Genomic DNA, 20,031 nt, shown 5'->3' with positions numbered 1-20,031 from the left:
CGCTCTTCGACTGGGGACGACATGACCTTCCACTTTGAGACTGCGCGGGCGACTATCGACAACCGTCTGCGGGAAGCCGAGAGGTATCGCCTCGCGCGCGCACTGCGGCTCAAGAGCCGCGCCGAACGCACCAGGCGGCGCGCACACCAGGCTCTGACCAGCGTCACCGTATGAGCAGAAAGCAGACGGGCCGTCACCGAGACACCGGTGACGGCCCGTCTGCTTGCTGAGTCGGACGCCTCCGACGAACCGTCCGGGGCGGCGGGAGTGGAACTCACCGGCCGCACGTGAACCGCGACGGGCGCCGACCAGAACGGCTGGTCAGGGGTCCGCAGCCGAAGGCGCCGTGGAGACCTAGGGCCCCAGAATGCCACGCCGCCCGTACCGGGCCGGCGGCCGTGTACATCTGCGTGCAGGTGTGGCGGGTTGCCGCAGCGAGCTGCTGCGGCTTGGCCACTGTCATGCGTCGGCAGGTAGCGCTGACCGCCTGGGTTCCCTTCGCGACCGCAGGGTCCGTGTCAGGTTGCGGAGTAGCTGAGGTCTCCGATCGTCCAGCTGCTGATGTCCTCGATGGCGATGCGGTACATGCCGCCGGTGTGGGGCAGCCCGAAGTCCCCCTGAAGGATCTTCGCCCGGTGCAGGTGAAGATGAGTGGGCCTCGCAGGCGTACCGTCGGCGGGTCGGGTGAAGAGGGCGGCGAAGGGCTTCAAGTGGTCAGAGGCTTCGAGGACTTCCGCCACTCGCTCCAGCCACAGGGCCACCGGTGCGAGCCTGCCGGTGATCACCGCGCCGGGGACCACCACGGTCAGGGACATCTGGTTACTGTGCTCGGACTCCACCATCGCGGCGATGTCGACGAGCAGCCCGTCAGGGTTCGACATGACGGACAGGTTAGGACACAGCCGTCGCGGACGCGACACCCGCCCAGCACTCGGCGTCCCGCCCGGACGCCCCGCTCCAAGGCGGAACGGTGCGTGAGGAACGGACCGACGGCCGGCGTGCACAATGATCCCGGTCAGCGGTAGTACAGCATGAAGAGGGCAAGGATGGACGAGCAGCTCATCGAGGTCGGCGCTCAGGGCAACACCGGTTCGGACAGCACCACCGTGTACCTGGAGGCTCCTACGGGACCGGAAGCCCCTCCCCTCACGGACGACAGCTCGGCCTGCGACCCCCTGCCGACCTCGCCGCAGTCAGCCCGGGGGGCCGACCGCGCCGACCAGGCGTGGTGGAACGCCGCGAAGAACAGCCCCATGGCGGGCGTGGCCAACGCCATCCGCGGTGCGCTCAAGAAGAGCGCCCGCGAGCAGCGGACCACCTCATGGGACGCCCTGCATCAGAGGACCGGGCACAAGCTGCTGCCCACCCTCAGCCACCTGCAGAAGACCCAGGTCCTGGCGCTGGTGGACCAGTCGACAGCGATCGACGAGCCGCTCCTGTCCGTGCTTGTCACCGACGAAACGGGCGAGTCGCTGCAATTGCACCGCGAGGTGGCACAAAGGCTTGGCCGGGACGTGCCAGCGGATGATCAGGCTCTTCTCGCTCACCTGGAGGGCAAGATCACCGATCTTCATCGTCAGTGGCAGCAGCGCTGAGCACCCGCCAGGAAACGAGACCGCGGGTCTGAGAGGGCGGTGTCGTCAGAGCTTGAACAGCGCGGCGTACGGCTGGGTGATCCGCCGCTGCTGTGAGCCGAAGTCGACGAGGACCGCGATGTCACTGTCGGCCTCGACCCCGATCGCCCGGCCGAGGCCGTACCGGTCGTGCGAGACCCGGTCTCCCACCTCGAACCGCTTGCGCGGCGCTTCGACCCGGACTTTGAAGGGACTGGTGGGCAGGTGGCGCCGAACTACTGATTTCGTCATCCCCTCCAGTATGCAGCGAAAAGCACAAATTGACCCCGCGCGGAAGCCACAATTCCGCCGACCCCGAAACGGCGGGTGACTTTACCTTTTCCGGCTCGGGGCCGACGGTCCAGACGTGCGCAGGGCGACTCTGAGGCTGTGCCGGTCGCACCGCACCCCTCCCCCTCGGCCCCGACATCCAGGGCAGGCAGCATCTCAACTACCTTGCTAGGGAGCATACTTAGCGCCTTGCAGATGGCTGTGCCCCCGCCCGCGGGGCGGGGACACAGCGCCTCCGGGGCAAAATTTCCCACCACTGTGAGCTGCGGCCTGCTAGAGTCTCCTTAGTTGCAGTAGTGGTTCCCATGAACTTTGTGTGCGCCTGCTGATGTATCGCAGGCGCATTTTTGTTTCCCGGCTCTTCCCCGGGCGGGTGCTCATCGCGGCGACTCGGAGTCCGCGCTGTGCGGGTTCCGGACTGCCCCTTGAAGGAGATTTCTTTATGGCTAATGGCACTGTGAAGTGGTTCAACGCGGAAAAGGGCTTCGGCTTCATCGAGCAGGAGGGTGGCGGTCCTGACGTGTTCGCCCACTACTCGAACATCAACGCCAACGGCTTCCGTGAGCTGCTCGAGGGCCAGAAGGTCGAGTTCGACGTCACGCAGGGTCAGAAGGGCCCGCAGGCCGAGAACATTCGCCCGCTGTAGTTCTACTGCCATGGCACCCGCCTAGCAGCGAGGGGCCCGCACCGCGTACATGCCCGGTGCGGGTCCCTCGGCATTGCATCGCGCACATCCCCGGCCGTTCAGGCCCCTGGCTCCGCCACCGGCGGCCATCCCCACGCGAGACGCCCAGCGCCGCGTCCGGATCGGCGCCCTGCCGTGACATCTCACGGTTCGAGGTCCTCGCTCCCGCCCCTTCGCGGTGAGCGCCGACCGCAGGTGACGTGCCGCACGGTTCTACCGTCCACGCTCCGCCCGTGACACTTCTGGCCCGTTCCCTTGCGGGCTCCGCCGGCGCCCCGCGCCGCGGAGCCTTCCTCGTGACGCGCCGCCCCGAGGAAGGTTTCCCGCATGAATCGTTCCAGTCGCTCCTCGTACCAGAACGCCAACTCCCGCTCCGGCAGCTCCTCCTACGGATCCCGCTCCGGCAGCTCCTCCTACGGATCCCGCTCCGGCAGCTCCTCCTACGGATCCCGCTCCGGCGGAAGTTCCTTCTACGGCGACCGGCCGTCCGGCGGCCGGAGCAGTCGTCAAAACTCAGGCCCGCAGGGCGAGTTCACGATGCCGGTGAGCACCACCCCGGCGCTGCCGCCCGTCGAGTCCTTCGAGGAGCTGGACATGCCGGCGGCGCTGGTGTCGGTGCTGACCCGGCAGGGCGTCACCTCGCCGTTCCCGATCCAGGCCGCGACGCTGCCCAACTCGCTGGCCGGCCGCGATGTCCTCGGACGGGGCCGCACCGGCTCCGGCAAGACCATCGCGTTCGGCCTGGCCGTGCTGGCCCGCACCGCCGGCCAGAAGGCCGAGCCGCGCCGCCCGCTGGCCCTGGTGCTGGTCCCCACCCGCGAACTCGCCCAGCAGGTCACCGAGGCCCTTACCCCGTTCGCCCACGCGGTGCGCCTGCGGATGGCGACCCTGGTGGGCGGGATGTCGATCGGCCGCCAGGCCCAGGCACTCAACCGCGGTGCGGAGATCATCGTCGCCACCCCCGGCCGGCTCAAGGACCTGATCCAGCGCGGCGACTGCCAGCTCGACGGCGTCGCCGTCACGGTGCTGGACGAGGCCGACCAGATGGCCGACATGGGCTTCCTGCCGCAGGTCACCGAGCTCCTCCAGCAGGTCGCCGAAGGCTGCCAGACCATGCTGTTCTCCGCCACCCTGGACCGCAACGTCGACCGCCTGGTGCGCACCTTCCTCAAGGACCCCGTCACGCACTCGGTGGACCCGTCCGCAGGCGCGGTCAGCACGATGGAGCACCACCTGCTGCACGTGCAGAACAGTGACAAGAACGCCACCATCGCCCACATCGCCTCCCGCGACGGCGGGGTGATCATGTTCATCGACACCAAGCACGGCGCGGACCGCCTGGTGCTGGAGCTGCTCGCGAACGGGGTGAAGGCCGCCGCCCTGCACGGCGGCAAGTCCCAGCCGGAGCGCACCCGCACCCTGGAGCAGTTCCGCAGCGGAGCGGTGACCGCCCTGATCGCCACCAACGTCGCGGCCCGGGGCATCCACGTCGACGGCCTCGACCTGGTCGTCAACCTGGCGCCGCCGAGCGACCACAAGGACTACCTCCACCGGGCCGGCCGTACCGCCCGGGCCGGCGAGTCCGGCACCGTCGTCACCCTGGTCCTGCCCAACCAACGCCGGGAGATGGCCCGGATGATGACCACGGCCGCCATCACCCCCGAATCCACCCGGGTCCACTCCACCGACGCGGAGCTGGCACGCATCACCGGCGCCCGGGTGCCCACCGGCATCCCAACCGTGATCGTCGTCCCCGTCGTCGAGCGGACGAGCCGCAGCGCGTCCACGAGCCGCAACCGCAACCGTCGTCGCCCCTCGACCGGCCGCCGCACCCAGACCGTGAGCAGCCGTCAGGCAGCGCCCGTCGCTCTCGCCGCGTAGTTGAGCCAGGTGTGCCCCGCTCCGCCGCGCCAAGCGGGGCACACCCGCACCAGCAGGACAAGCGCCACACCCCCCTGGCGAGCGCATCCGCACCTACCGGACAACTCCGAGCCGCTAGCCGCAGCTCGGAACGCCGCTGTCAACGGTGGGACCGACACGAAGGAACCCGCTCATGACCATCGCCCTGGAACACCCGATCGCCACCGCCACGGTCGGCGACCTCATGAACCACCCCGAGCTGCAAATCAGCGACGACATCATGGCCGACACCGCGATGGACATCCTGCTCAGCTCCGGCGCCAGCCACCTGCTGGTCCGTGACGAGGACGGCCGCTGCGCCGGCCTGCTCACCCGCCTGCACCTCGCCCCGTTCCAGGCCCGCTCCTGGTACACGGAGCGCACCCCCGTCCGCGACATCCTCCACGACCGCGCGCCGTTCGCCACCCCCGACATGCCCGCGCCCCTCGCCGTCGCCACCATGCGCTCCCGCGGCCTCGACGCATGGCCGGTCATCGACCACGACGGCCACGCCATCGGCCTGCTCACCGCATAGGACCGCACCCCCGTGACGAGTCCGCCCCTGTCGGGCCGTGGGCAAGCTGACACAGCCGACCACAAGAGAGCCGGGTGTCCGGCAGGGGTGGGCACGGTGGTGAAGGAGAGCAAGCGTGGCGCAGGGGCATGGCGGTATCAGGGGTGCGCGGATCGGCTCGGGTCCGATGGGTGAGTCCGAGCGCGGTGACCTCGCGCCCCGCACAGCGGTGTCGTTCTGGTGCGGCAACGGCCACCACACCCAGCACCGTTTCGCGGTCGGGGTCGAGGTCCCGGGCCTATGGGACTGCCGGCGGTGCGGACTGCCCGCCGGCGCCGACCCTGACAACATCCCGGAAGCGCCCGGTAGCACACCCTTCAAGACCCACTTCGCCTACGTGCTCGAACGCCGTACCCGCGAAGACGGCGAAACCCTCCTCAACGAGGCGCTGGCCAAACTCCGCGGCACGTTCTGACCGCCGACCGCCACACCGGCCAGTGAACAGCCACCAACATACGGCCGCGCCGGCAGACACAGGCTGACGGCGAGGGCTGAACGTGCTCGGGGTGCGGCGACGCCGGCTTTTCCCTGCTTGGTCAGGGCGCGGCGCGTCTGTGGCTCGGCAGTGTGCCGGCGCCTGGTGTGGACGCCGCTGCGGGCGGGGCGGCGACCGCAGCGCCGGACAGCTGGAACGGGCTGCCCGGTCGGCGGGAGGGCGGGCGTGGGCCGGCCGACGGCAAGAAGCCGAGGCCGGGCCCACGCCGCGGGGCACGCGTCATGAACCCGGGCAGAACGGTAGCCGATGAACGGGTCCGAGTGAATTCAAGGGAGCCACCAGGCCGCGCTGGGGGACAGCCCCGAAGTGGTCCTCGCGAGCGCAGGGGTGAGCGGCTGTGGCGGTGACCCCGGCGGGCCCGCGAGCGGTGTGCGCCTGGCACTCACCGCGCAATGCTCTCGTCGGCCGGGCGAGCCGGGGTTCAGGTGTCGGCGGCGGGGGGCTGCCCGGTCGGGCGGCCTTCGCGGAGCTGTTCGTTGATGCGCAGGGCCTCTTCGAGCTGGTCTTCGAGGATGATGATGCGGCAGGCGGCATCGACGGCGGTGCCCTGGTCGACGAGGTCGCGGGCGCGCATTGCGATCCGCAGCTGGTAGCGGGAATAGCGGCGGTGGCCGCCCTCTGAGCGCAGTGGTGTGATGAGGCCCTGTTCGCCGAGGGAGCGTAGGAAGCCGGCGGTGGTGCCGGTCATCTCGGCGGCGCGGCCCATGGTGTAGGCGGGGTAGTCGTCGTCATCGAACGAGCTGACGGCGTCGGGGGTGGTGGGTCGGTTGATGGTCGTGGTCACTGCACCTCTTCGAAGCCGGTTTCTGGGAACGCATGGAGGGGCCCCGGTGCCGACTGCGGCTCCGGGGCCCCGAAGGGTAACAGCACCATCTACCGGCCCTGGGCCGGTCCTTGTGTCCGCACTGAACCATCGGATGGAGCGTGCGGGGATCGCGTATGCGTGACCGGAAACCACCATTTTTCATACCGTGGGGTCTGCGGTGTCCGCCCGGACGAGGACTGCTCATCTCACGGGCCGGGCGATCCTGATGGCGCTTGCGCCCTCCGTTTCTTCCTCTGCATCACTGACAACTGCTGGAACTGCGAACTGCCGGGTACTGCGCGATTCACATCGGTACTGCGTACTGCGTACTGCGTACTGCCACCTGCTGGTACTGCTGGTACTGCTGGTACTGCTGGTACTGCTGGTACTGCTGTGGTGTCCGTACCGGCCCACCTTCGCCGGCAGCCAGCCCCGTCGCCGATCCTGCTCAACCTGCGTGGCTTGGAACCCCACTGCCGGACCGCTCGGCACGCGCGCCCGCAGCACGGCGCCTTTACCGAGATCCCGCGCACCTCAACCACCGGTGACTGCGATCCAACTTCACCTGCTGTACTGCGCCTGCGCTTACTTCGGTACTGCTCGGTGGTGGCCCCTGATCACTGCGGGCCACCCGGCCCGGCCGCCAGCCCCGTCGCCGTACTGCACCAAACCTGGCTTCGGAACTCCGCAACCGCACCGAGACTTACGAACTTCTGTACTGCTCCCGCCAGTTCGTGTCTGGCGGGCCTGGCCAACTGCTTGCTACGAGAGAAACACTAACCACACCCCGCGCCAATGTCTACTCCAGGCAGCACAGATTTTGCCGCGTTCGAAGCGCAGGTAGCCTTCCGGCCCACACGCAGGAGTGAACACAACCAGCCGGACCAGGGGCAACGCGCAGACGGGTGAAGACGGAGATCCGCCTTATGGGGAAGCAGCCCGCACACCCGTCCGCAGTGCCCGATGCGGAGCTGTCCTGCGATGTGGCTTCAGCCGGGGCCGCCTGCCGTCGTGATGCCGGTCGACCCTCCCTGTCATGCCGTGGATCATGCGACGCGCAGGCGAGCACGCCTGAACCGCTCTGAGCTCCGGCGCAGGAGGTGGCGTCGCGCGGGCCGGGCCGGCAGGGGTGCTCTGGTCGGCTGCACGGTGGAGGCAGGCGGCTTGTTCCGGGACCGTGGGGGCGGGACTTTCGTGGCAGATGTTCAGGACGTGGTCGAGGCCTACCACTTCCAGGCGGCTCAGCAGAGCGTCGGAGGGTCGCGCCAGTCGCAGCGCATCACCCTCCCTTGCTGCCACGCGGTGGGCCCGCAGCAGGGCGCTGAGCCCCGAGGAGTCGCAGAGGCCCAGTTCGGTGCAGCCGAGCGGGTCTCCGTGCCGCGCCGGTGGGACCGGCGCTGTTCACACGCTGCTTTGCCGCCCACGGGAACGGCCGAGCTGTTCGCTGATGCCCCGGGCCCTGTCGAGCTGGTCTTCGAGGATGACGATGCGGCAGGCGGCGTCTATGGCGGCGCCCTGGTCGACGAGGTCGCGGGCGCGCATCGCGATCCGCAGCTGGCGGCGGGAGAAGCGGCGATGGCCGCCGCCGGAGCGCACAGGGGTGATCAGGCCGTGCTCGCCGAAGGCGCGCAGGAAGCCGGCGGTGGTGCCGGTCATCTCGGCGGCGCAGCCCGTGGTGTAGACGGGGTAGTCGTCATCGTCGAAGCGGCTGACCGGACCCTGAGGTCCGGTAGTGCGGTGGACGGTGGCGGTCACTGCACCTCTTCATATGAGAGTCGGGTTCATATGGTGGGCGGGGACGCGAGAGGGGCCCCGGTGCCGCATCGGCTCCGGGGCCCCGAAGGGGTACTTCACCATCTACCGGCCCTGAGCCGGTCCTTGTGTCCGCAACTCCTCGGGGGAGGAGGATCGCGGGGATCGCAAATGCGTGACCGGAAACCACCAACCTTCGTACTTTGAGGGGTCTGCGGTGTCCGCCCGGACAACTACTGCTCAACTTCACAGCCGGGCGATCCTGATGGCGCCAGCGCCCTCCGTCTCTTCCTCTACAGCACTGAACATCCTGCGAACTGCTGGTACTGCACCTGCGGGTACTACGTGATTCACACCTGTACTGCTTGGTACTGCGAACTGCATGGGTACCGCTGTGGTGTCCGTGAAGGCCCACCACCTGTCCGGCAGCCAGCCCCGTCGCCCGCTCTGCTCAACCTGCTTGGCTTAGAACCCCACTGCCCGGACCGTCCAGCACGCGCGCCCGCAGCCGGCGCCTTTGCTGAGACCTCGCACACCTCAACCACCGGTGACTGCGATCCAACTTCACCTGCTGTACTGCGCCTGCGCTTACTTCGGTACTCCTCGGTGGTGGCCCCTGATCACTGCGGGCCACCCGGCCCGGCCGCCAGCCCTGTCGCCGTACTGCACCAAACCTGGCTTCAGGACTCCGCAACCGCACCTAGGCTTGCGAACTTCTGTACTGCTCCCGCCAGTTCGTGTCTGGCGGGCCCTTCCGAATGCTTGCTACGAGAGAAACACTAACCACACCCCGCAGCAATGTCTACTCTGACCGGCATAGATTTTTCGGTGTTCGAAGGGAAGGTAGCCTGCGGCCCGCACATAGAAGCAACCCACGCCCCGGCCGACCAGGGACAACGAGCAGACGGGTGACCATGGAAGACGCGCAGAACGTGGCGACGGCTCGCACACCCGTCCCCCTCACGCAGGCATCCCTGCTGACCGCCCTCACGGAGGCCGTCCACGACCGGGACGAGCGCGCCCTGCGCCGGCTCCTGGCCCGCTTCGCCGAACAGGCCACCCTCGCCGACCTCCCCGCGCTGCGCCGGGCACTCCGGCCCCGCGTCCACGTCGGGGAGCGGTCGGTGACCCCGTAGCCGCCGTCAGCACGCCCCTCGGTCAGGGCTCCCGGCGCCTTCATGAGGGAGGGGCTCTCTCGTGGTCAGGTCGGCGAGCTCCTGACGGAGGGTGTCCAGGCGGGCCAGGGCGGCGTCCAGCGCGGCGATTGCCGCATCCGATTCACGCCGCATCCGCAGCCCGACCTGCACAAGCTGGTCCTGAAGGCACTCCCATCGCTGCCGGGCACCGTCGTCCGGCGCGACGGTACCCGGCGTCGTGCTGTCAGGTGCGGCGGTGGTTGCTGTCATCGCGGAGCTGGTCCGTGTGCTGGTTGAGCGTGTCGAGTTGGGTGCCGAGATCGGGGTGGCCGGCCTCGATGTAGGAGCGCATGGCGGCCAGGGGGCCGATGAGTTCGGCGGGATCGGTTGAGGCGAGTGCGGTGCGCAGGGCGGCCAGGCCGGGGCGGGCGGCGGGGGCCAGGTCGGTGAGGGCGGCGATCTGGGCGGCGAGGATGCGCAGGTCGGCGGCGTTGTCGCGGGCCCAGGCGGTGACGGTGCGCTCGGCCGCGCGGCGGTCGCGCACCGCCTTGACCCGCTCCACCCCCGTGCCCGCAGCCTTGGTGGTGCCGGTGGCGCCTGGCTTGAGGCGCAGGTAGCGGGTCTCGGCGGCCTGCCGGCTGGCCACGCCCATCGGCTCGGCGAGGTCTGCCCATGTCGCCCCGGCCTCCCGGGCGCTCTCCACCAGGCCCGCCTCCCAGCCCGCGAGCTGGGTCCGCAGCTCCCGCAGCAGTTGGAGGGCGTCGAGGGCCCGTCCGGGCCCGGAGCCCTCCCCTGAGGGCGTACGACCCTCCGGCTCCGGGCTCCGGGCCGCGCGGACGGCGTCGTCGATGGCGGTCAGGGCGGCGGCCGCCGCGGGAAAGGAGGCGGGAGCGGCGGGTGCGCTGTCTCTCGACGGGGGCGTCCCGGGACTGTGGTTCATCGCGTCACTCTCCTGGCGACCTGAGTGTTTGTCATCGGATGGATGACATGCTACAAAAGTCTCCGGTGAAGCGCACTGGCCCCCAAAGCCCGACCACCTGGAGGTGTTCCCCATGCTGATGCGCACCGACCCCTTCCGTGAGCTGGACCGGCTGACCCAGCAGTTCATCAACTCGACCGGCACCTGGTCGCGTCCGACCCCGATGCCGCTGGACGCCTACCGCTCCGGCGACGAGTACGTGATCTGCTTCGACCTGCCCGGGGTGGACCCGGAGGCGATCGACATCGACGTCGAGCGGAACATGCTGACCGTCAAGGCCGAGCGCCGTCCCCGCCGCGAGGCCGAGGGCGTGAAGTGGGAGCTGACGGAGCGTCCCCTCGGCGTGTTCTCCCGCCAGATCATGCTCTCCGACACCCTCGATCCCGAGCGGATCAGCGCGGACTACGACGCCGGGGTGCTGACCCTGAAGATCCCGGTCGCGGAGAGGGCCAAGCCCCGCAAGATCGCCATCAGCCGCAGCGGCGACCACAAGCAGATCAAGGCCTGACCCCGCTCCCCCGGAGCTGCCGTCCAGCACCGCCCAAATCCCCCCGGGGCGGTGCGGGACGGCCGCCCCAGCCGGCCGACGACCGACCAGGCCTGCACGAAGGGCCGCCCCGGCCTCGTACCCCAGGCGGTGACCCGTCGGCCGGCACTTCCTCCAGTCAGCCCGGCAGGCCTCGACCCACCGGTTCGCTGCCGCCCGGACCGCCGGTGCAGTGAAGGCATGGGAGGCCCACGATGACTCTTCGATGGGAGACGTTCCTGCGGCAGGTCCAGGAACGCGGCGAATACGGCACACCCCAAGAGACGGAACGAGCAGCGCGCGTCGTTCTCGCCCTGCTCGGCGCGCACCTCGCCGGCTCTGTTAGCAGTCCTCACCATCTTCGGCGCCCAGCTCATCGGCGAGGAACGGTGCGACCTCGCCGCTGCCCTGCCCGACCGAGCCCGATCGGCTGGCGCCACCGCCTGGCCGCGTAGCCTCAGCCCCAGGGAGCCCGGCAGTGCCCTCGCGCCGTCCAGGTCGGTGGCGCTGTGCAGTAACCGACCTGGACGGCGCGGGCGGCGCACTCATCACCGCTCAGCGCTTCTCGCTGCGTCTCATCGTCAAGGGCGCCGCGTGTGCACTGGTTGTGAAAAGGTCTTCCCTGAGGCCCCTATTTCCGCAGGTCAGAGGCATGTTCGAGCAGAACTACGACCTGTAGGCCGCGCCGGTGAGCCGGACCCGTCCGAAGGCCGTCGTCCCCACCCAAGAACTCCCCCGGGGGGACGACGGCCTTCGTCGTGTGCCTCGGCGGCCGCCCGCCTCCGAGGCCGGCCCCGCTCGGCTACCCCGCCGGGGTGAGGGCCAGGACCGCCAGGTCGTCCGTCGCCGCGCCGCAGTGGGCCTGGACGTCGTCGCCGACGAAGGCGACCGCTTGTTCGGGAGTGACGGTGGGGCGGCCCTGGAAGCGGGTGGCGAGGCGGTCGGTCAGGGGGTAGAAGCGGCCGGCGCGGTCGCGGGCCTCGGTGACGCCGTCGGTGTGCAGCAGCAGGGTCTGCCCCGGGGCGAGCGGGACGCTGGAGGGCGGGAGCGGGGAGCCCTGGGCGCGCAGGTGGCCCAGGCCCAGCGGGAGGTCCTGGCGGCACGGCACGGTGAGCACGCTGCCGCCGGTGAGCAGCACCGGGTCCAGGTGGCCGCGGTTGATCAGCTGGACGCTGTCCTCGCCCGCCCGGTGCTCCAGCAGGACGGCGGTGACGAAGAGTTCTTCGTCGCCGTGCTCCAGCGCGCCCCGGCGAACCTGGCGGTCCAGCAGGGCGGCCAGCTCGGCCAGGTCGGCGGTCTCGTGCGCGGTGGCCCGGAATGCGCCGAGCAGGTCGGCCACCGTGCGGACAGCCTCCAGGCCCTTGCCGCGGACGTCACCGAGCAGCACCCGGGTGCCGAAGCGGGTGTCGCAGAGCTCGTAGAGGTCGCCGCCGATCGCCACCTCGGCCTGCGCGGCCCGGTAGCGGCCGGCCGTGCGCAGCGCGCCGACCTGCTCCGGCACCGGGTGCAGCACGGTGCGCTGCAGTGCCTCGCTGACCGTGCGGGCCCGCACCAGGTGCCGGGCCTGGCGGGTGCGCTGGTGGGAGAGCATCACACCGGCCAGCGCCGCGATCAGGGTGGAGAGGTAGACCCAGAGGTGGTGGTGCTCGTAGAGGTGGCCGACCCGGGCCGCCAGCATCAGCTGCAGCGCCACCGCGCCGACCCCGGAGGCCGCCACGGCCAGCGAGCCGAAGCCGAAGGCGACCAGCACCGGCAGCACGGTGAGCAGGAACCCGCTGGCCGTGGCCTGCGGGAGGACGGTCTCGATCAGCAGGTCGGCGAGGATCAGCAGCACCGGCAGCCAGCGCACCCAGCGCGGCGCGAGGTCGGGCCGGCTGTCCGCGGTGCTCGGCGCGGCCAGGCTCTGGCGCAGCAACGCAGCGGGCGTGCGCCGCGCCTCGACGGAGCCGACGGGTGCGGTCGGCCTCGGGGGGACGGCGGATCTCGCGGGCACAGCTGACCTCCTCGGGCGCTGGGGAGCGGTGGGTGAGCTTCCATGGTGGCGCACCGGGTCCGCGAGCAGCGGAGGCCGTTCGGCCCGCCGGATCGGGACCAAGGTCCTGGTTTGCGCAGGTCCGGCCCGGTGCGGCCCGGGCGCGGCGGCCTCGCGGCGCGACGCCAGTGGCGCACGTCTCCCAGTGGCGCGCGTCTCCCGGTGCCGTACCTCTCCCGGTGCCGTACGTCTCAGGGACGCGCGGCTCAGGGACGCGCGGCTCAGGGACGCGCGGCTCACGGACGCGCGGCTCACGGACGCGCGGCTCACGGACGCGCGGCTCACGGACGCGCGGCTCACGGACGCGCGGCTCAGGGGGCGCCTGGCAGCCACCGGTGTCCGCCGGGCTGCGTAGGCTGGGCGGCATGGAGATCTGGATCAACCCGCGCTGCGGCAAGTGCCGCTCAGCGCTCACCGAGCTGAACGCGGCGGGGCTGAACTACACCGTGCGCCGCTACCTGGAGGACCCGCCCTCGGTGGCCGAGCTGGAGGTGGTGCTGGAGCGGCTCGGTCTGGACCCGTGGGACATCACGCGGCTGGACGAGGCGGTCGCCAGGGAGCAGGGCATGCGAGGCTGGGGCCGCACGGCGGCTGACCGGCCGCGCTGGCTGGCCGCGCTGGCGGAGCACCCGATCCTGCTGCAGCGCCCGATCATCACCGCGGACGACGGACACGCGGTGATCGCCCGGACGCCGGAGGCGCTGCGCTCGGTGCTGCCGTAATGGCCGACCAGACCTTCATCGCCTTCCTGCGCGCGGTCAACGTCGGCGGACGCACCGTCAAGATGGAACGCCTGCGCGAGCTCTTCGCCGGGCTGGGCCTGGGTGAGGTGCGGTCCTACATCCAGAGCGGCAACGTCTTCTTCACCGCGGACGCCTCCATCGACCGGGCCGCGCTGACCGAGCGGATCGAGGCCTGCCTGCGGGAGGCGCTCGGGTACGAGGTGCCGGTCATGCTGCGCACGGTCGAGGAGCTGGCGGCGGTGGTGGAGGCCGACCCGTTCCGCGGCGTCGAGGTCACCGAGCACGTCCGGTTCTGCGTGGTCTTCCTCTCCGAACCGCTGCCCGCCGACCTCACGCTGCCGCACCTGACCCCCAGGGGCGACCTGGAGGTGATCGCCGCCACCGCGGGCGAGGCCTTCGTGGTCGCCCGCCTCATCGGCGGCCGCCCGACCGGCAACGCGGCCTCGGCCTTCGGCAAGTCGTACCACGGGCAGGGCACCAGCCGGTTCTTCCACACCACGGCGAAGATCCTGGCCGCCGCCCGCAAGGGGTGAGCACGGCGGGGGCACCGGGCGCGGTGAACGCGCTGGACGCACTGGGCACGGTGCTGGACGCCTCCGTCGAGCAGATCGCGCGGGCGGCGGCGGACGGCCACGTGCTCGACCGCTCGGCCATCGTCCGCGCCTGCGACATCTGGGACAACAACACCTACCCGCTGCTCGCCGCCGCCACCGGGCGCACCGCCCGGGAGCGGGAGGCGGCGGCCCGCCGGGCCCTGCTCTGGCTGGCCGACTTCGGACCCGAGCGGCGGGCCTGGGTGGAGCGCGTCGCCCCGGTCGCGGGGCTGCTGCCGGCCGCCACCCCGGCCACGGCGGTCAGCACGCCCGAGGAGCTGGCCGAGTCGTACGACCTCGACCGGGCGCGGCTCAGCGGCCTGCTGGTCGAGCGGGAGGGACCGGAGCGGATCAGCGTCGAGCTCCGCGTCAGCGCGCCGCGCCGGTTCGCGGCGCCCGAGGGGGCGCCCGCCGCGCGGCTGTGGTTGAGCTACCCGGACGTCGACCGGCTCGACTTCCGGGTCGAGGCCGCCGACTGCCCCGTGCCGAAGCTCAGCTGCCCGGGCGCCACCGGCTTCGCCGCCGACCGGTACGCCCCCTTGCCGACGGTGGATCGGCCGCCAGGTCCGAGCGGAGCCATCCGCGGCGCCGCGGCGGACCGGGCCGCCCGGCTGCTGCACACCGCGATGCTGCAGATCAGGTCCGTGCGCCACAGCCGCCGCAGCGATCTGCCGACCGCGCGCACCCTCGCGCACGCGCTGAGCGGGGCCGGCCGGGACCTCGTGGCGGCGGGCGAGCGGCGCTGGGGCCGCGAGCGGGCCTTCCGGGCGCTGACGGCCGACTGGGTCCTCCGGGCCGGGCCGGTGGTCGGCCCGTGGTGGGAGCGGACCGCGACCGGGAAGGTCCCGTGGCGCTCCCCCGGTACCGCCGCGCCACCGCTGTTGGACCCCGCCACCGCCCAACTGCGCCTGGTCAGCTGCGCGGCGGGCCGCCTGACGGCCCAACTCGCCGCACCGGACGGCACGGTGCACGTGGTCGAGCACGACGACGTGCCCTGGCTCACGGTCAGTGCGGAAAAGCCCTCGGTGGCCGTTGCCGGGGCAGTTCGTCTCGGCACTCTTCGATGATCGAGGCGACCTGGCGCAACACCACGGTGCGCTCCAGCCGGTCCAGGTAACGGTGCTGCCCGGCCAGCCCGGCGACCGTGACCGCGAAGTAGACGGCCATCAGCGGGTTGATGAAGAGCTTGCTGCCCCGGGTGCGGGTGGTGAAGTGGACGTCGCCGAACCCGCCGCGCAGTGCGGCGGCGATCGAGCCGTTCACGATGCTCGGGTGGTCGGCGGTGGCGGCCTGGGCGTGCGCGACAGCGTCGAGGTAGGCGGCGCCCTCGGGGCTGTCGGCGGCCAGCGAGAAGGCGCCGAGGTAGTCGCCGGTGCGGGCGAGCGCGGCCAGGTTCTCCAGCACCAGGGCATGGCTGACGCCGTGGTGGGCGTCGATCCCGAAGCCGAGGCAGACCACCAGGCGCTCCGTCAGGCCCTCCAACCCGGCCACCGCGGCCAGGCTGGTCATGTCCTCCTCGGGGGTGCCGAGGCCGACCTCGTCGCCGCGCAGCAGGATGTCGGTGCCGCCGTCCACCAGCACCACCGCATCGATGTCGAGGTGGTCGATCAGCACCTGGTAGGCGGCCCTCAGCGGCTGGACACCGACGGTGGGGAAGGCCCACACCGTGTCCGGCTGCCCCTGTGCGCGCAGCCAGCGGGCCAGCGCGAGTTCGGGGAAGTAGCTGCGGCCGCCGTCCGGTGTGCCGGCGTTGATCTCGGCGAGGTCCGGCGCGTGCCAGACCTCGCCGGGCAGGCCGTACAGGTCGCTGAAGGAGAGGTTCGCCAGGTGCACCTCGTGCCCGGCCGCACGCAGCGCGAGGGCCAGCGGCAGCCCGGCGTAGACGTCGAAGCCGCCGCCGGCCCCGGCGATCAGGATCCGCCGGGCCGGGCGCAGCCGGCTGATCAGCGGTGGCTCGAAGAGCGGGGCGGCGTGCGGGGCGCCGAGGGGGTTCACGGACACCCGGTGGACGCTAGCAGGGCCCGGACAGCCCAGGGGTGGTCACGGCGATCCCGGCCAGCAGGATCGCGAGCCCGCGCTCGAAGCGCTCCTCGAAGCCGGTGAAGAGCGCCGGCCCCGCCGCCGCGGCGGCCGGGTGCTCCGGACCGATCCGGGCGGCCCGGGTGTCCGGATCGAAGTACGGGTCCTGCTCGCCGGGCAGCGGGTGGACGGCCTGCTCCTCGATCACGAAGCCGATGGTGAAGGCGTAGCCGGTGGCGAAGGCGAGCACGGCGTCGTCCAGGGCGAAGCCCGCCGCGAGCAGCACGGCCAGGTAGCGCTCCAGTACCTCGGCGTGGTCGGTGCCCTGGAAGCGGGTGCCGGAGAAGACCTTGGCGCCGTCCCGGTAGCGCAGCAGGGTGCGGCGCAGGGTGCGGCAGGAGTGGCCGACCCACTCCTGCCAGGGGGCGTGCGGGCCGGGGGCCGGCTCAGCGGCGGCGAACCGGAACAACTGGGTGGCCATCGCGTCCAGCAGCGCCTGCTTGGAGCTGAAGTGCCAGTACAGCGCGGGCGCCTTGACGTCCAGCTCGGTGGCGATCCGGCGCAGCGTCAGGCCGTCGAGGCCGGTCTCGTTCAGCAGGCGCAGCGCGGTGTCGACGACGAGGGCGGGATCGAGTTTGGGGGGCACCTTGACAGTTTAACAGCGTTAAGCGCAGACTCCGGGCATGGCACTTAACGACGTTAAGGAAACTGTCGACGTACTGGTCGTCGGCGCGGGCGCCGCCGGGCTGACCCTGGCCGTGGATCTGGCCCGCCGCGGCGTGCCGGCCCTGGTGGTCGAGCGGGAGAGCGCTCTCTTCCCGGGCTCGCGCGGCAAGGGCCTGCAGCCGCGCACCCAGGAGGTCTTCGACGATCTCGGCGTGATCGGGGCGGTGCGCGCGGCCGGCGGCCACTACCCGCGGATGCTCACCTGGACGGACGGCGCGCCGGGCGACGCCTGGGACCTCGTCACCCCCGTCGAGCCGCGCCCCGGCATCCCCTACCCCGCGCCCTGGATGCTGCCGCAGTGGCGCACCCAGGAGCTCCTCCTCGACCGGCTGCGCCAGCTGGGCGGCGACGTCGCCTTCGGTGTCGAGCTGACGGAGCTGGCCCAGGACCGGGAGGGCGTGCGGGCGAGCCTGCGGAGCGCCGGCGGGTCGCCCGCCACCGTCCGCGCCCGCTACCTGGTCGGCGCGGACGGCGGCCGCAGCACCGTCCGCGCGGCCCTCGGCGTCGCGATGACGGGCGAGACGGTGGACCCGCGCCCGTCCCTGGTCGCCGACCTGGCGATCACCGGCCTGGACCGCACCCACTGGCACGTCTGGCCGGGCGACGGCAACCCGCTCACCCTCTGCCCGCTGGCCGGCACCGAACTGTTCCAGCTCTTCGCCCAGTTCCCGCAAGGGTCGCGGGTGGACGCCTCACCGGCGGGCGTGCGCGCGGTGATCGCCTCGCGCACGCCGCTGACCGGGGCGGCGTGGGGCGAGGTGGCGCTGGGCGAGGTGGCCTGGAGCTCCGAGTTCCGGCCCCGGGCCGCGCTGGCCGACCGGTTCCGGTCCGGCCGGGTGCTGCTGGCCGGCGACGCCGCCCACGTGCACTCACCGGCCGGCGGCCAAGGTCTGAACACCGGTGTGCAGGACGCCTACAACCTCGGCTGGAAGCTCGGCCGGATCCTGCGCCACGGCGCGCCCGCCGAACTGCTCGACAGCTACGAGGCCGAACGCCGCCCGGTGGCCGCCGAGATGCTCGGGCTGACCACCCGGCTGCACCGGGCCGGCCGCGACGGCGGCCCCGGCTCGGTCCAACGCGGTTCACAGACCTCGCAGTTGGGCATCGGCTACCCGAACAGCCCGCTGAGCGTGGAACGCCGGGACGGGGTGCGGGGCTGCCCACCGCCGGAGGATGCGCTGCCGGAGGGCGCGCTGCGGGCCGGTGACCGGGTGCCGGACCTGGCGGTGGCGGGCGGGCGCCTGTTCGGCCTGCTCCGCGGCCCGCACGCGCTGCTGCTCGCGGTGGGACGACAGGCTCCGCCGGCGCTCGGCGCGGCCGGGACGGGGGTCGTGGTGCACCAGGCCTCGCCGGCGGAGGCGGGCGGCGAGCTGGGGGACGCCTTCGGCGAGGGCCTGTTCGTGGTGCGCCCGGACGGCTACCTCGGCCTGGCGGGCGAGGACGCGGCGGACGCGGCCGAGTACCTGGCGCTGATCGGGCGCACCGCGCCGGCGGGCTGAGGCCGGGGCGCTGACGGGCCCGAGAAGTCGGCCAGGCCGACGTTCCACGCAGGATCGGTACCCGCTGAACCGCCACCGCCCCCGGCACACTCCGGGGGCGGTGGCGGGCGCTCGCTCGCTCAGGCCGCGCTCAGGCGGCGCCGAGGCGGGCGACCGTGGCGGTGCTCAGCGCGAGGGAGTCGGCGGAGAGCGGTGCCAGGGCCGCCTGCACGGCGGCCGGATCGGGGCGCGCCGCGCTCGCCGCGCCCACGAAGGCGGCGGCGTCCTGCTGCAGCACGCCGAGCCGGTCCTCGACCGCGCTGTCGGCCGACGGCGCCTGCGCGCGCTGCAGCGGGCCGCCCGGCTGGACGCCGCTGGGCAGTGCGGGCGCGCCGGGCGCGGAGGGTGCGCCCGGTGCCACCGGCAGGACGGGCGCCGCCGGCAGCGCCGCCTTGAGCTTGTCGGCGGCCGCCCCCAGCTCCCCCAGCCGGCCGCGCAGCGCCGCCGGATCCGCCGCGGGATCCGCCGCTGTTCCCGCCGCGCCGCCCGGGTTGCTCACGGCGGCCAGGTCGCCGACCCGCTCCAGCACGCCGCCGAGCGCGCCCAGCGCCGCCACGGTCCGCGCGGCCCGCCGCGCATCCGCGCTGGTCACGGGCGCGGACCCGACCGCCGGGACGGGGCTCGCCGGCGCGGACTCCGCCGCCTCCGGCTTGATCATCGGGTGGTGGCGGACCGCCGAACCGGCGGCGATGCCGGTGGTGGCGGCGACGGCGCCGGCCACCGCGGTGCTGAACAGGACCGTGGTCCACGTGCTGCGCATGAGGGTGAGCTTTCTTCCAGGAACCGGGGAGGGGGAGTCAGGCCGCCGAACGGCCTTCCCCCCACCATCGCCACCGCCCCGCGGACCCCGCCATCCCGTCTAGCCCGAATGCGCCCCAACTCCCCGCCGCCGACGGCCCCGCGCTCACTCCCCGACCGGCGCCGCCCCCCACAGCTCCGCCGAGCATCGCGCGTAGACCGCCTGCCAGTGGGGCCACTGGCGGGCCGTCAGGTCGTCGCACTCGGCCAGCAGCGCCTCGATCTGCTCCGGCGCGACGCCCTCCAGCAGCCAGGCCAGCGCGTCCGGGGCGCCGGGGCCGTCGGCGAGCCTGAGCAGGTCGAGCAGTTCGCCGAGGGAGCCGACGCGGGACTGCGGGGCGAAGAGCAGGGTGATCGCCGGCAGCACCTGCTCCTCCTCGATCCGCAGGTGGGTCTCCAGCCGGGCCGCCAGCTCCTCCACCGCGTAGGCGACCGGCCAGGCGCTGGCGGGGTCCCGGGTGGCGACCCGCATCAGGGTGGTGGTGCGGGTGAAGGAGTGGTCCAGGTTGTGGTGGTCGTCCTCCAGCCAGTTGACCAGCAGCCGTAGCTCGGGGGCGAAGCGGCGGATCAGCGGCCAGAGCCGGACGTCCTGCTGCTCGTGGTGGCAGGTGAGCATCGCGGTGAGGAAGTCCCAGTGCCGGCGCAGCGCCTCGGCGCCCACCTCGTCGCCGGGCTGCAGCAGGCGCAGCGCGTTGGGCAGCCGGGCGAGGTCGCGGCGCAGGGCGGCGTGCACCAGGCGCAGGCCGGCGAAACGGACGGGGCGCACGGCCGGCACCACCTCATTGGGGCCGCGCTGGGCGGGAACGGTAAGCAGATGCGGCTGCAT

At 72.3% G+C, this 20,031-nt stretch carries 23 protein-coding genes and 1 pseudogene; 13 read left to right on the top strand and 11 right to left on the bottom strand.

Going from position 1 to position 20,031, the window contains the following annotated elements; all coding sequences use genetic code 11:
* Nucleotides 1–518: 518 nt before the first annotated feature.
* A complete protein-coding gene (locus OG455_RS28950; RefSeq protein ID WP_266298675.1) occupies nt 519–881 on the bottom strand; it encodes a hypothetical protein in 363 nt (120 codons plus the stop codon).
* A 165-nt stretch (nt 882–1,046) separates the two neighbouring features.
* Between OG455_RS28950 and OG455_RS28945 the strand changes: the two genes are divergently transcribed.
* Nucleotides 1,047–1,595 carry a hypothetical protein gene (locus OG455_RS28945; RefSeq protein WP_266298673.1) on the top strand — a complete coding sequence of 183 codons (549 nt, stop codon included), beginning with the start codon at nt 1,047–1,049 and terminating at the stop codon, nt 1,593–1,595.
* A 45-nt stretch (nt 1,596–1,640) separates the two neighbouring features.
* Here the strand turns inward: OG455_RS28945 and OG455_RS28940 are convergent, their stop codons facing one another.
* Nucleotides 1,641–1,865 (bottom strand): hypothetical protein, encoded by a 225-nt coding sequence (locus OG455_RS28940; RefSeq protein ID WP_266298671.1) that lies wholly within the window; start codon nt 1,863–1,865, stop codon nt 1,641–1,643.
* Between the two features lie 481 nt (nt 1,866–2,346).
* On the opposite strand from OG455_RS28940, the gene OG455_RS28935 reads away from it, so the two are divergent.
* The 4 genes from OG455_RS28935 to OG455_RS28920 all read left to right on the top strand — a co-directional run bounded on the left by OG455_RS28935 (nt 2,347) and on the right by OG455_RS28920 (nt 5,477).
* A complete protein-coding gene (locus tag OG455_RS28935) occupies nt 2,347–2,550 on the top strand; it encodes a cold-shock protein (protein WP_030918248.1) in 204 nt (67 codons plus the stop codon).
* A gap of 366 nt (nt 2,551–2,916) precedes the next feature.
* On the top strand, nt 2,917–4,470 hold the full coding sequence (locus tag OG455_RS28930; RefSeq protein WP_266298669.1) for a DEAD/DEAH box helicase: 1,554 nt from the start codon (nt 2,917–2,919) through the stop codon (nt 4,468–4,470).
* A 172-nt stretch (nt 4,471–4,642) separates the two neighbouring features.
* Nucleotides 4,643–5,023, top strand: a complete 381-nt coding sequence (locus OG455_RS28925) for an HPP family protein (RefSeq protein ID WP_266298667.1) — start codon at nt 4,643–4,645, stop codon at nt 5,021–5,023.
* A gap of 115 nt (nt 5,024–5,138) precedes the next feature.
* The gene (locus OG455_RS28920; RefSeq protein ID WP_266298665.1) at nt 5,139–5,477 is read left to right on the top strand and encodes an RNA polymerase-binding protein RbpA; all 339 of its coding nucleotides are present in this window, start codon (nt 5,139–5,141) and stop codon (nt 5,475–5,477) included.
* A 502-nt stretch (nt 5,478–5,979) separates the two neighbouring features.
* Here the strand turns inward: OG455_RS28920 and OG455_RS28915 are convergent.
* From OG455_RS28915 to OG455_RS28905, 3 genes are all read right to left on the bottom strand, one after another.
* Nucleotides 5,980–6,264, bottom strand: coding sequence for a MerR family transcriptional regulator (locus tag OG455_RS28915; RefSeq protein WP_266300988.1), 285 nt, complete (start codon nt 6,262–6,264; stop codon nt 5,980–5,982).
* Between the two features lie 1,023 nt (nt 6,265–7,287).
* Nucleotides 7,288–7,713, bottom strand: coding sequence for an STAS domain-containing protein (locus OG455_RS28910; protein ID WP_266300987.1), 426 nt, complete (start codon nt 7,711–7,713; stop codon nt 7,288–7,290).
* Between the two features lie 51 nt (nt 7,714–7,764).
* The gene (locus OG455_RS28905) at nt 7,765–8,118 is read right to left on the bottom strand and encodes a helix-turn-helix domain-containing protein (RefSeq protein ID WP_266298663.1); all 354 of its coding nucleotides are present in this window, start codon (nt 8,116–8,118) and stop codon (nt 7,765–7,767) included.
* 905 nt (nt 8,119–9,023) lie between these two features.
* On the opposite strand from OG455_RS28905, the gene OG455_RS28900 reads away from it, so the two are divergent.
* The gene (locus OG455_RS28900) at nt 9,024–9,251 is read left to right on the top strand and encodes a hypothetical protein (protein WP_266298661.1); all 228 of its coding nucleotides are present in this window, start codon (nt 9,024–9,026) and stop codon (nt 9,249–9,251) included.
* 244 nt (nt 9,252–9,495) lie between these two features.
* Here the strand turns inward: OG455_RS28900 and OG455_RS28895 are convergent, their stop codons facing one another.
* The gene (locus OG455_RS28895; RefSeq protein WP_266298659.1) at nt 9,496–10,191 is read right to left on the bottom strand and encodes a type III effector protein; all 696 of its coding nucleotides are present in this window, start codon (nt 10,189–10,191) and stop codon (nt 9,496–9,498) included.
* Between the two features lie 112 nt (nt 10,192–10,303).
* Here OG455_RS28895 and OG455_RS28890 point away from each other — a divergent pair, with 112 nt between their 5' ends.
* Complete coding sequence (locus OG455_RS28890; protein ID WP_266298657.1) at nt 10,304–10,738, top strand: Hsp20/alpha crystallin family protein; 435 nt, start codon at nt 10,304–10,306, stop codon at nt 10,736–10,738.
* Nucleotides 10,739–10,971: 233 nt separating this feature from the next.
* Nucleotides 10,972–11,106 (top strand): annotated as a pseudogene (locus tag OG455_RS28885) (DUF2267 domain-containing protein); the annotation flags it as partial.
* 452 nt (nt 11,107–11,558) lie between these two features.
* Here OG455_RS28885 and OG455_RS28880 read toward each other — a convergent pair.
* Entirely contained in the window at nt 11,559–12,749 is a 1,191-nt protein-coding gene (locus tag OG455_RS28880) for a PP2C family protein-serine/threonine phosphatase (protein WP_266298655.1), read from the bottom strand.
* Here OG455_RS28880 and OG455_RS42135 point away from each other — a divergent pair.
* From OG455_RS42135 to OG455_RS28860, 4 genes are read left to right on the top strand one after another with little or no spacing between them, the layout of a single operon-like run.
* The gene (locus OG455_RS42135; protein ID WP_323185589.1) at nt 12,640–13,143 is read left to right on the top strand and encodes a pentapeptide repeat-containing protein; all 504 of its coding nucleotides are present in this window, start codon (nt 12,640–12,642) and stop codon (nt 13,141–13,143) included. The genes OG455_RS28880 and OG455_RS42135 overlap by 110 nt on opposite strands.
* A 10-nt stretch (nt 13,144–13,153) precedes the next feature.
* The gene (locus tag OG455_RS28870; protein ID WP_266298651.1) at nt 13,154–13,510 is read left to right on the top strand and encodes an ArsC/Spx/MgsR family protein; all 357 of its coding nucleotides are present in this window, start codon (nt 13,154–13,156) and stop codon (nt 13,508–13,510) included.
* On the top strand, nt 13,510–14,064 hold the full coding sequence (locus OG455_RS28865; protein WP_266298649.1) for a DUF1697 domain-containing protein: 555 nt from the start codon (nt 13,510–13,512) through the stop codon (nt 14,062–14,064). Before OG455_RS28870 ends, OG455_RS28865 begins: the two co-directional genes overlap by 1 nt.
* A complete protein-coding gene (locus OG455_RS28860) occupies nt 14,061–15,191 on the top strand; it encodes a hypothetical protein (protein ID WP_266298647.1) in 1,131 nt (376 codons plus the stop codon). The genes OG455_RS28865 and OG455_RS28860 overlap by 4 nt, the downstream gene beginning before the upstream one ends.
* Here the strand turns inward: OG455_RS28860 and OG455_RS28855 are convergent.
* The gene (locus OG455_RS28855) at nt 15,130–16,041 is read right to left on the bottom strand and encodes a DUF1152 domain-containing protein (protein ID WP_266300986.1); all 912 of its coding nucleotides are present in this window, start codon (nt 16,039–16,041) and stop codon (nt 15,130–15,132) included. The genes OG455_RS28860 and OG455_RS28855 overlap by 62 nt on opposite strands.
* 94 nt (nt 16,042–16,135) lie before the next feature.
* A complete protein-coding gene (locus OG455_RS28850) occupies nt 16,136–16,789 on the bottom strand; it encodes a TetR/AcrR family transcriptional regulator C-terminal domain-containing protein (protein ID WP_266298645.1) in 654 nt (217 codons plus the stop codon).
* 37 nt (nt 16,790–16,826) lie between these two features.
* Between OG455_RS28850 and OG455_RS28845 the strand changes: the two genes are divergently transcribed.
* Nucleotides 16,827–18,368, top strand: a complete 1,542-nt coding sequence (locus tag OG455_RS28845) for an FAD-dependent monooxygenase (RefSeq protein ID WP_266298643.1) — start codon at nt 16,827–16,829, stop codon at nt 18,366–18,368.
* Between the two features lie 130 nt (nt 18,369–18,498).
* Here the strand turns inward: OG455_RS28845 and OG455_RS28840 are convergent, their stop codons facing one another.
* Both OG455_RS28840 and OG455_RS28835 read right to left on the bottom strand, forming a co-directional pair.
* The gene (locus OG455_RS28840) at nt 18,499–19,167 is read right to left on the bottom strand and encodes a hypothetical protein (protein ID WP_266298641.1); all 669 of its coding nucleotides are present in this window, start codon (nt 19,165–19,167) and stop codon (nt 18,499–18,501) included.
* A 144-nt stretch (nt 19,168–19,311) separates the two neighbouring features.
* On the bottom strand, nt 19,312–20,031 hold the full coding sequence (locus OG455_RS28835; protein WP_266298639.1) for a hemerythrin domain-containing protein: 720 nt from the start codon (nt 20,029–20,031) through the stop codon (nt 19,312–19,314).

This window comes from Kitasatospora sp. NBC_01287, assembly GCF_026340565.1.
Taxonomy (GTDB): Bacteria; Actinomycetota; Actinomycetes; order Streptomycetales; family Streptomycetaceae; genus Kitasatospora.
The sequence above is the reverse complement of the archived record's forward strand: the minus strand, read 5'-3'. Positions and strand labels throughout refer to the sequence as shown.

What these genes read in the sequence shown, in the direction of transcription:
- OG455_RS28930 (WP_266298669.1), top strand. Translation starts at nt 2,917, where the DNA reads ATGAATCGTTCCAGTCGCTCCTCGTACCAGAACGCCAACTCCCGCTCC.
- OG455_RS28835 (WP_266298639.1), bottom strand. Translation starts at nt 20,031, where the DNA reads ATGCAGCCGCATCTGCTTACCGTTCCCGCCCAGCGCGGCCCCAATGAG.
- OG455_RS28890 (WP_266298657.1), top strand. Translation starts at nt 10,304, where the DNA reads ATGCTGATGCGCACCGACCCCTTCCGTGAGCTGGACCGGCTGACCCAG.
- OG455_RS28950 (WP_266298675.1), bottom strand. Translation starts at nt 881, where the DNA reads ATGTCGAACCCTGACGGGCTGCTCGTCGACATCGCCGCGATGGTGGAG.
- OG455_RS28840 (WP_266298641.1), bottom strand. Translation starts at nt 19,167, where the DNA reads ATGCGCAGCACGTGGACCACGGTCCTGTTCAGCACCGCGGTGGCCGGC.
- OG455_RS28915 (WP_266300988.1), bottom strand. Translation starts at nt 6,264, where the DNA reads ATGGGCCGCGCCGCCGAGATGACCGGCACCACCGCCGGCTTCCTACGC.
- OG455_RS28870 (WP_266298651.1), top strand. Translation starts at nt 13,154, where the DNA reads ATGGAGATCTGGATCAACCCGCGCTGCGGCAAGTGCCGCTCAGCGCTC.
- OG455_RS28945 (WP_266298673.1), top strand. Translation starts at nt 1,047, where the DNA reads ATGGACGAGCAGCTCATCGAGGTCGGCGCTCAGGGCAACACCGGTTCG.
- OG455_RS28940 (WP_266298671.1), bottom strand. Translation starts at nt 1,865, where the DNA reads ATGACGAAATCAGTAGTTCGGCGCCACCTGCCCACCAGTCCCTTCAAA.
- OG455_RS28935 (WP_030918248.1), top strand. Translation starts at nt 2,347, where the DNA reads ATGGCTAATGGCACTGTGAAGTGGTTCAACGCGGAAAAGGGCTTCGGC.
- OG455_RS28925 (WP_266298667.1), top strand. Translation starts at nt 4,643, where the DNA reads ATGACCATCGCCCTGGAACACCCGATCGCCACCGCCACGGTCGGCGAC.
- OG455_RS28895 (WP_266298659.1), bottom strand. Translation starts at nt 10,191, where the DNA reads ATGAACCACAGTCCCGGGACGCCCCCGTCGAGAGACAGCGCACCCGCC.
- OG455_RS28845 (WP_266298643.1), top strand. Translation starts at nt 16,827, where the DNA reads ATGGCACTTAACGACGTTAAGGAAACTGTCGACGTACTGGTCGTCGGC.
- OG455_RS28865 (WP_266298649.1), top strand. Translation starts at nt 13,510, where the DNA reads ATGGCCGACCAGACCTTCATCGCCTTCCTGCGCGCGGTCAACGTCGGC.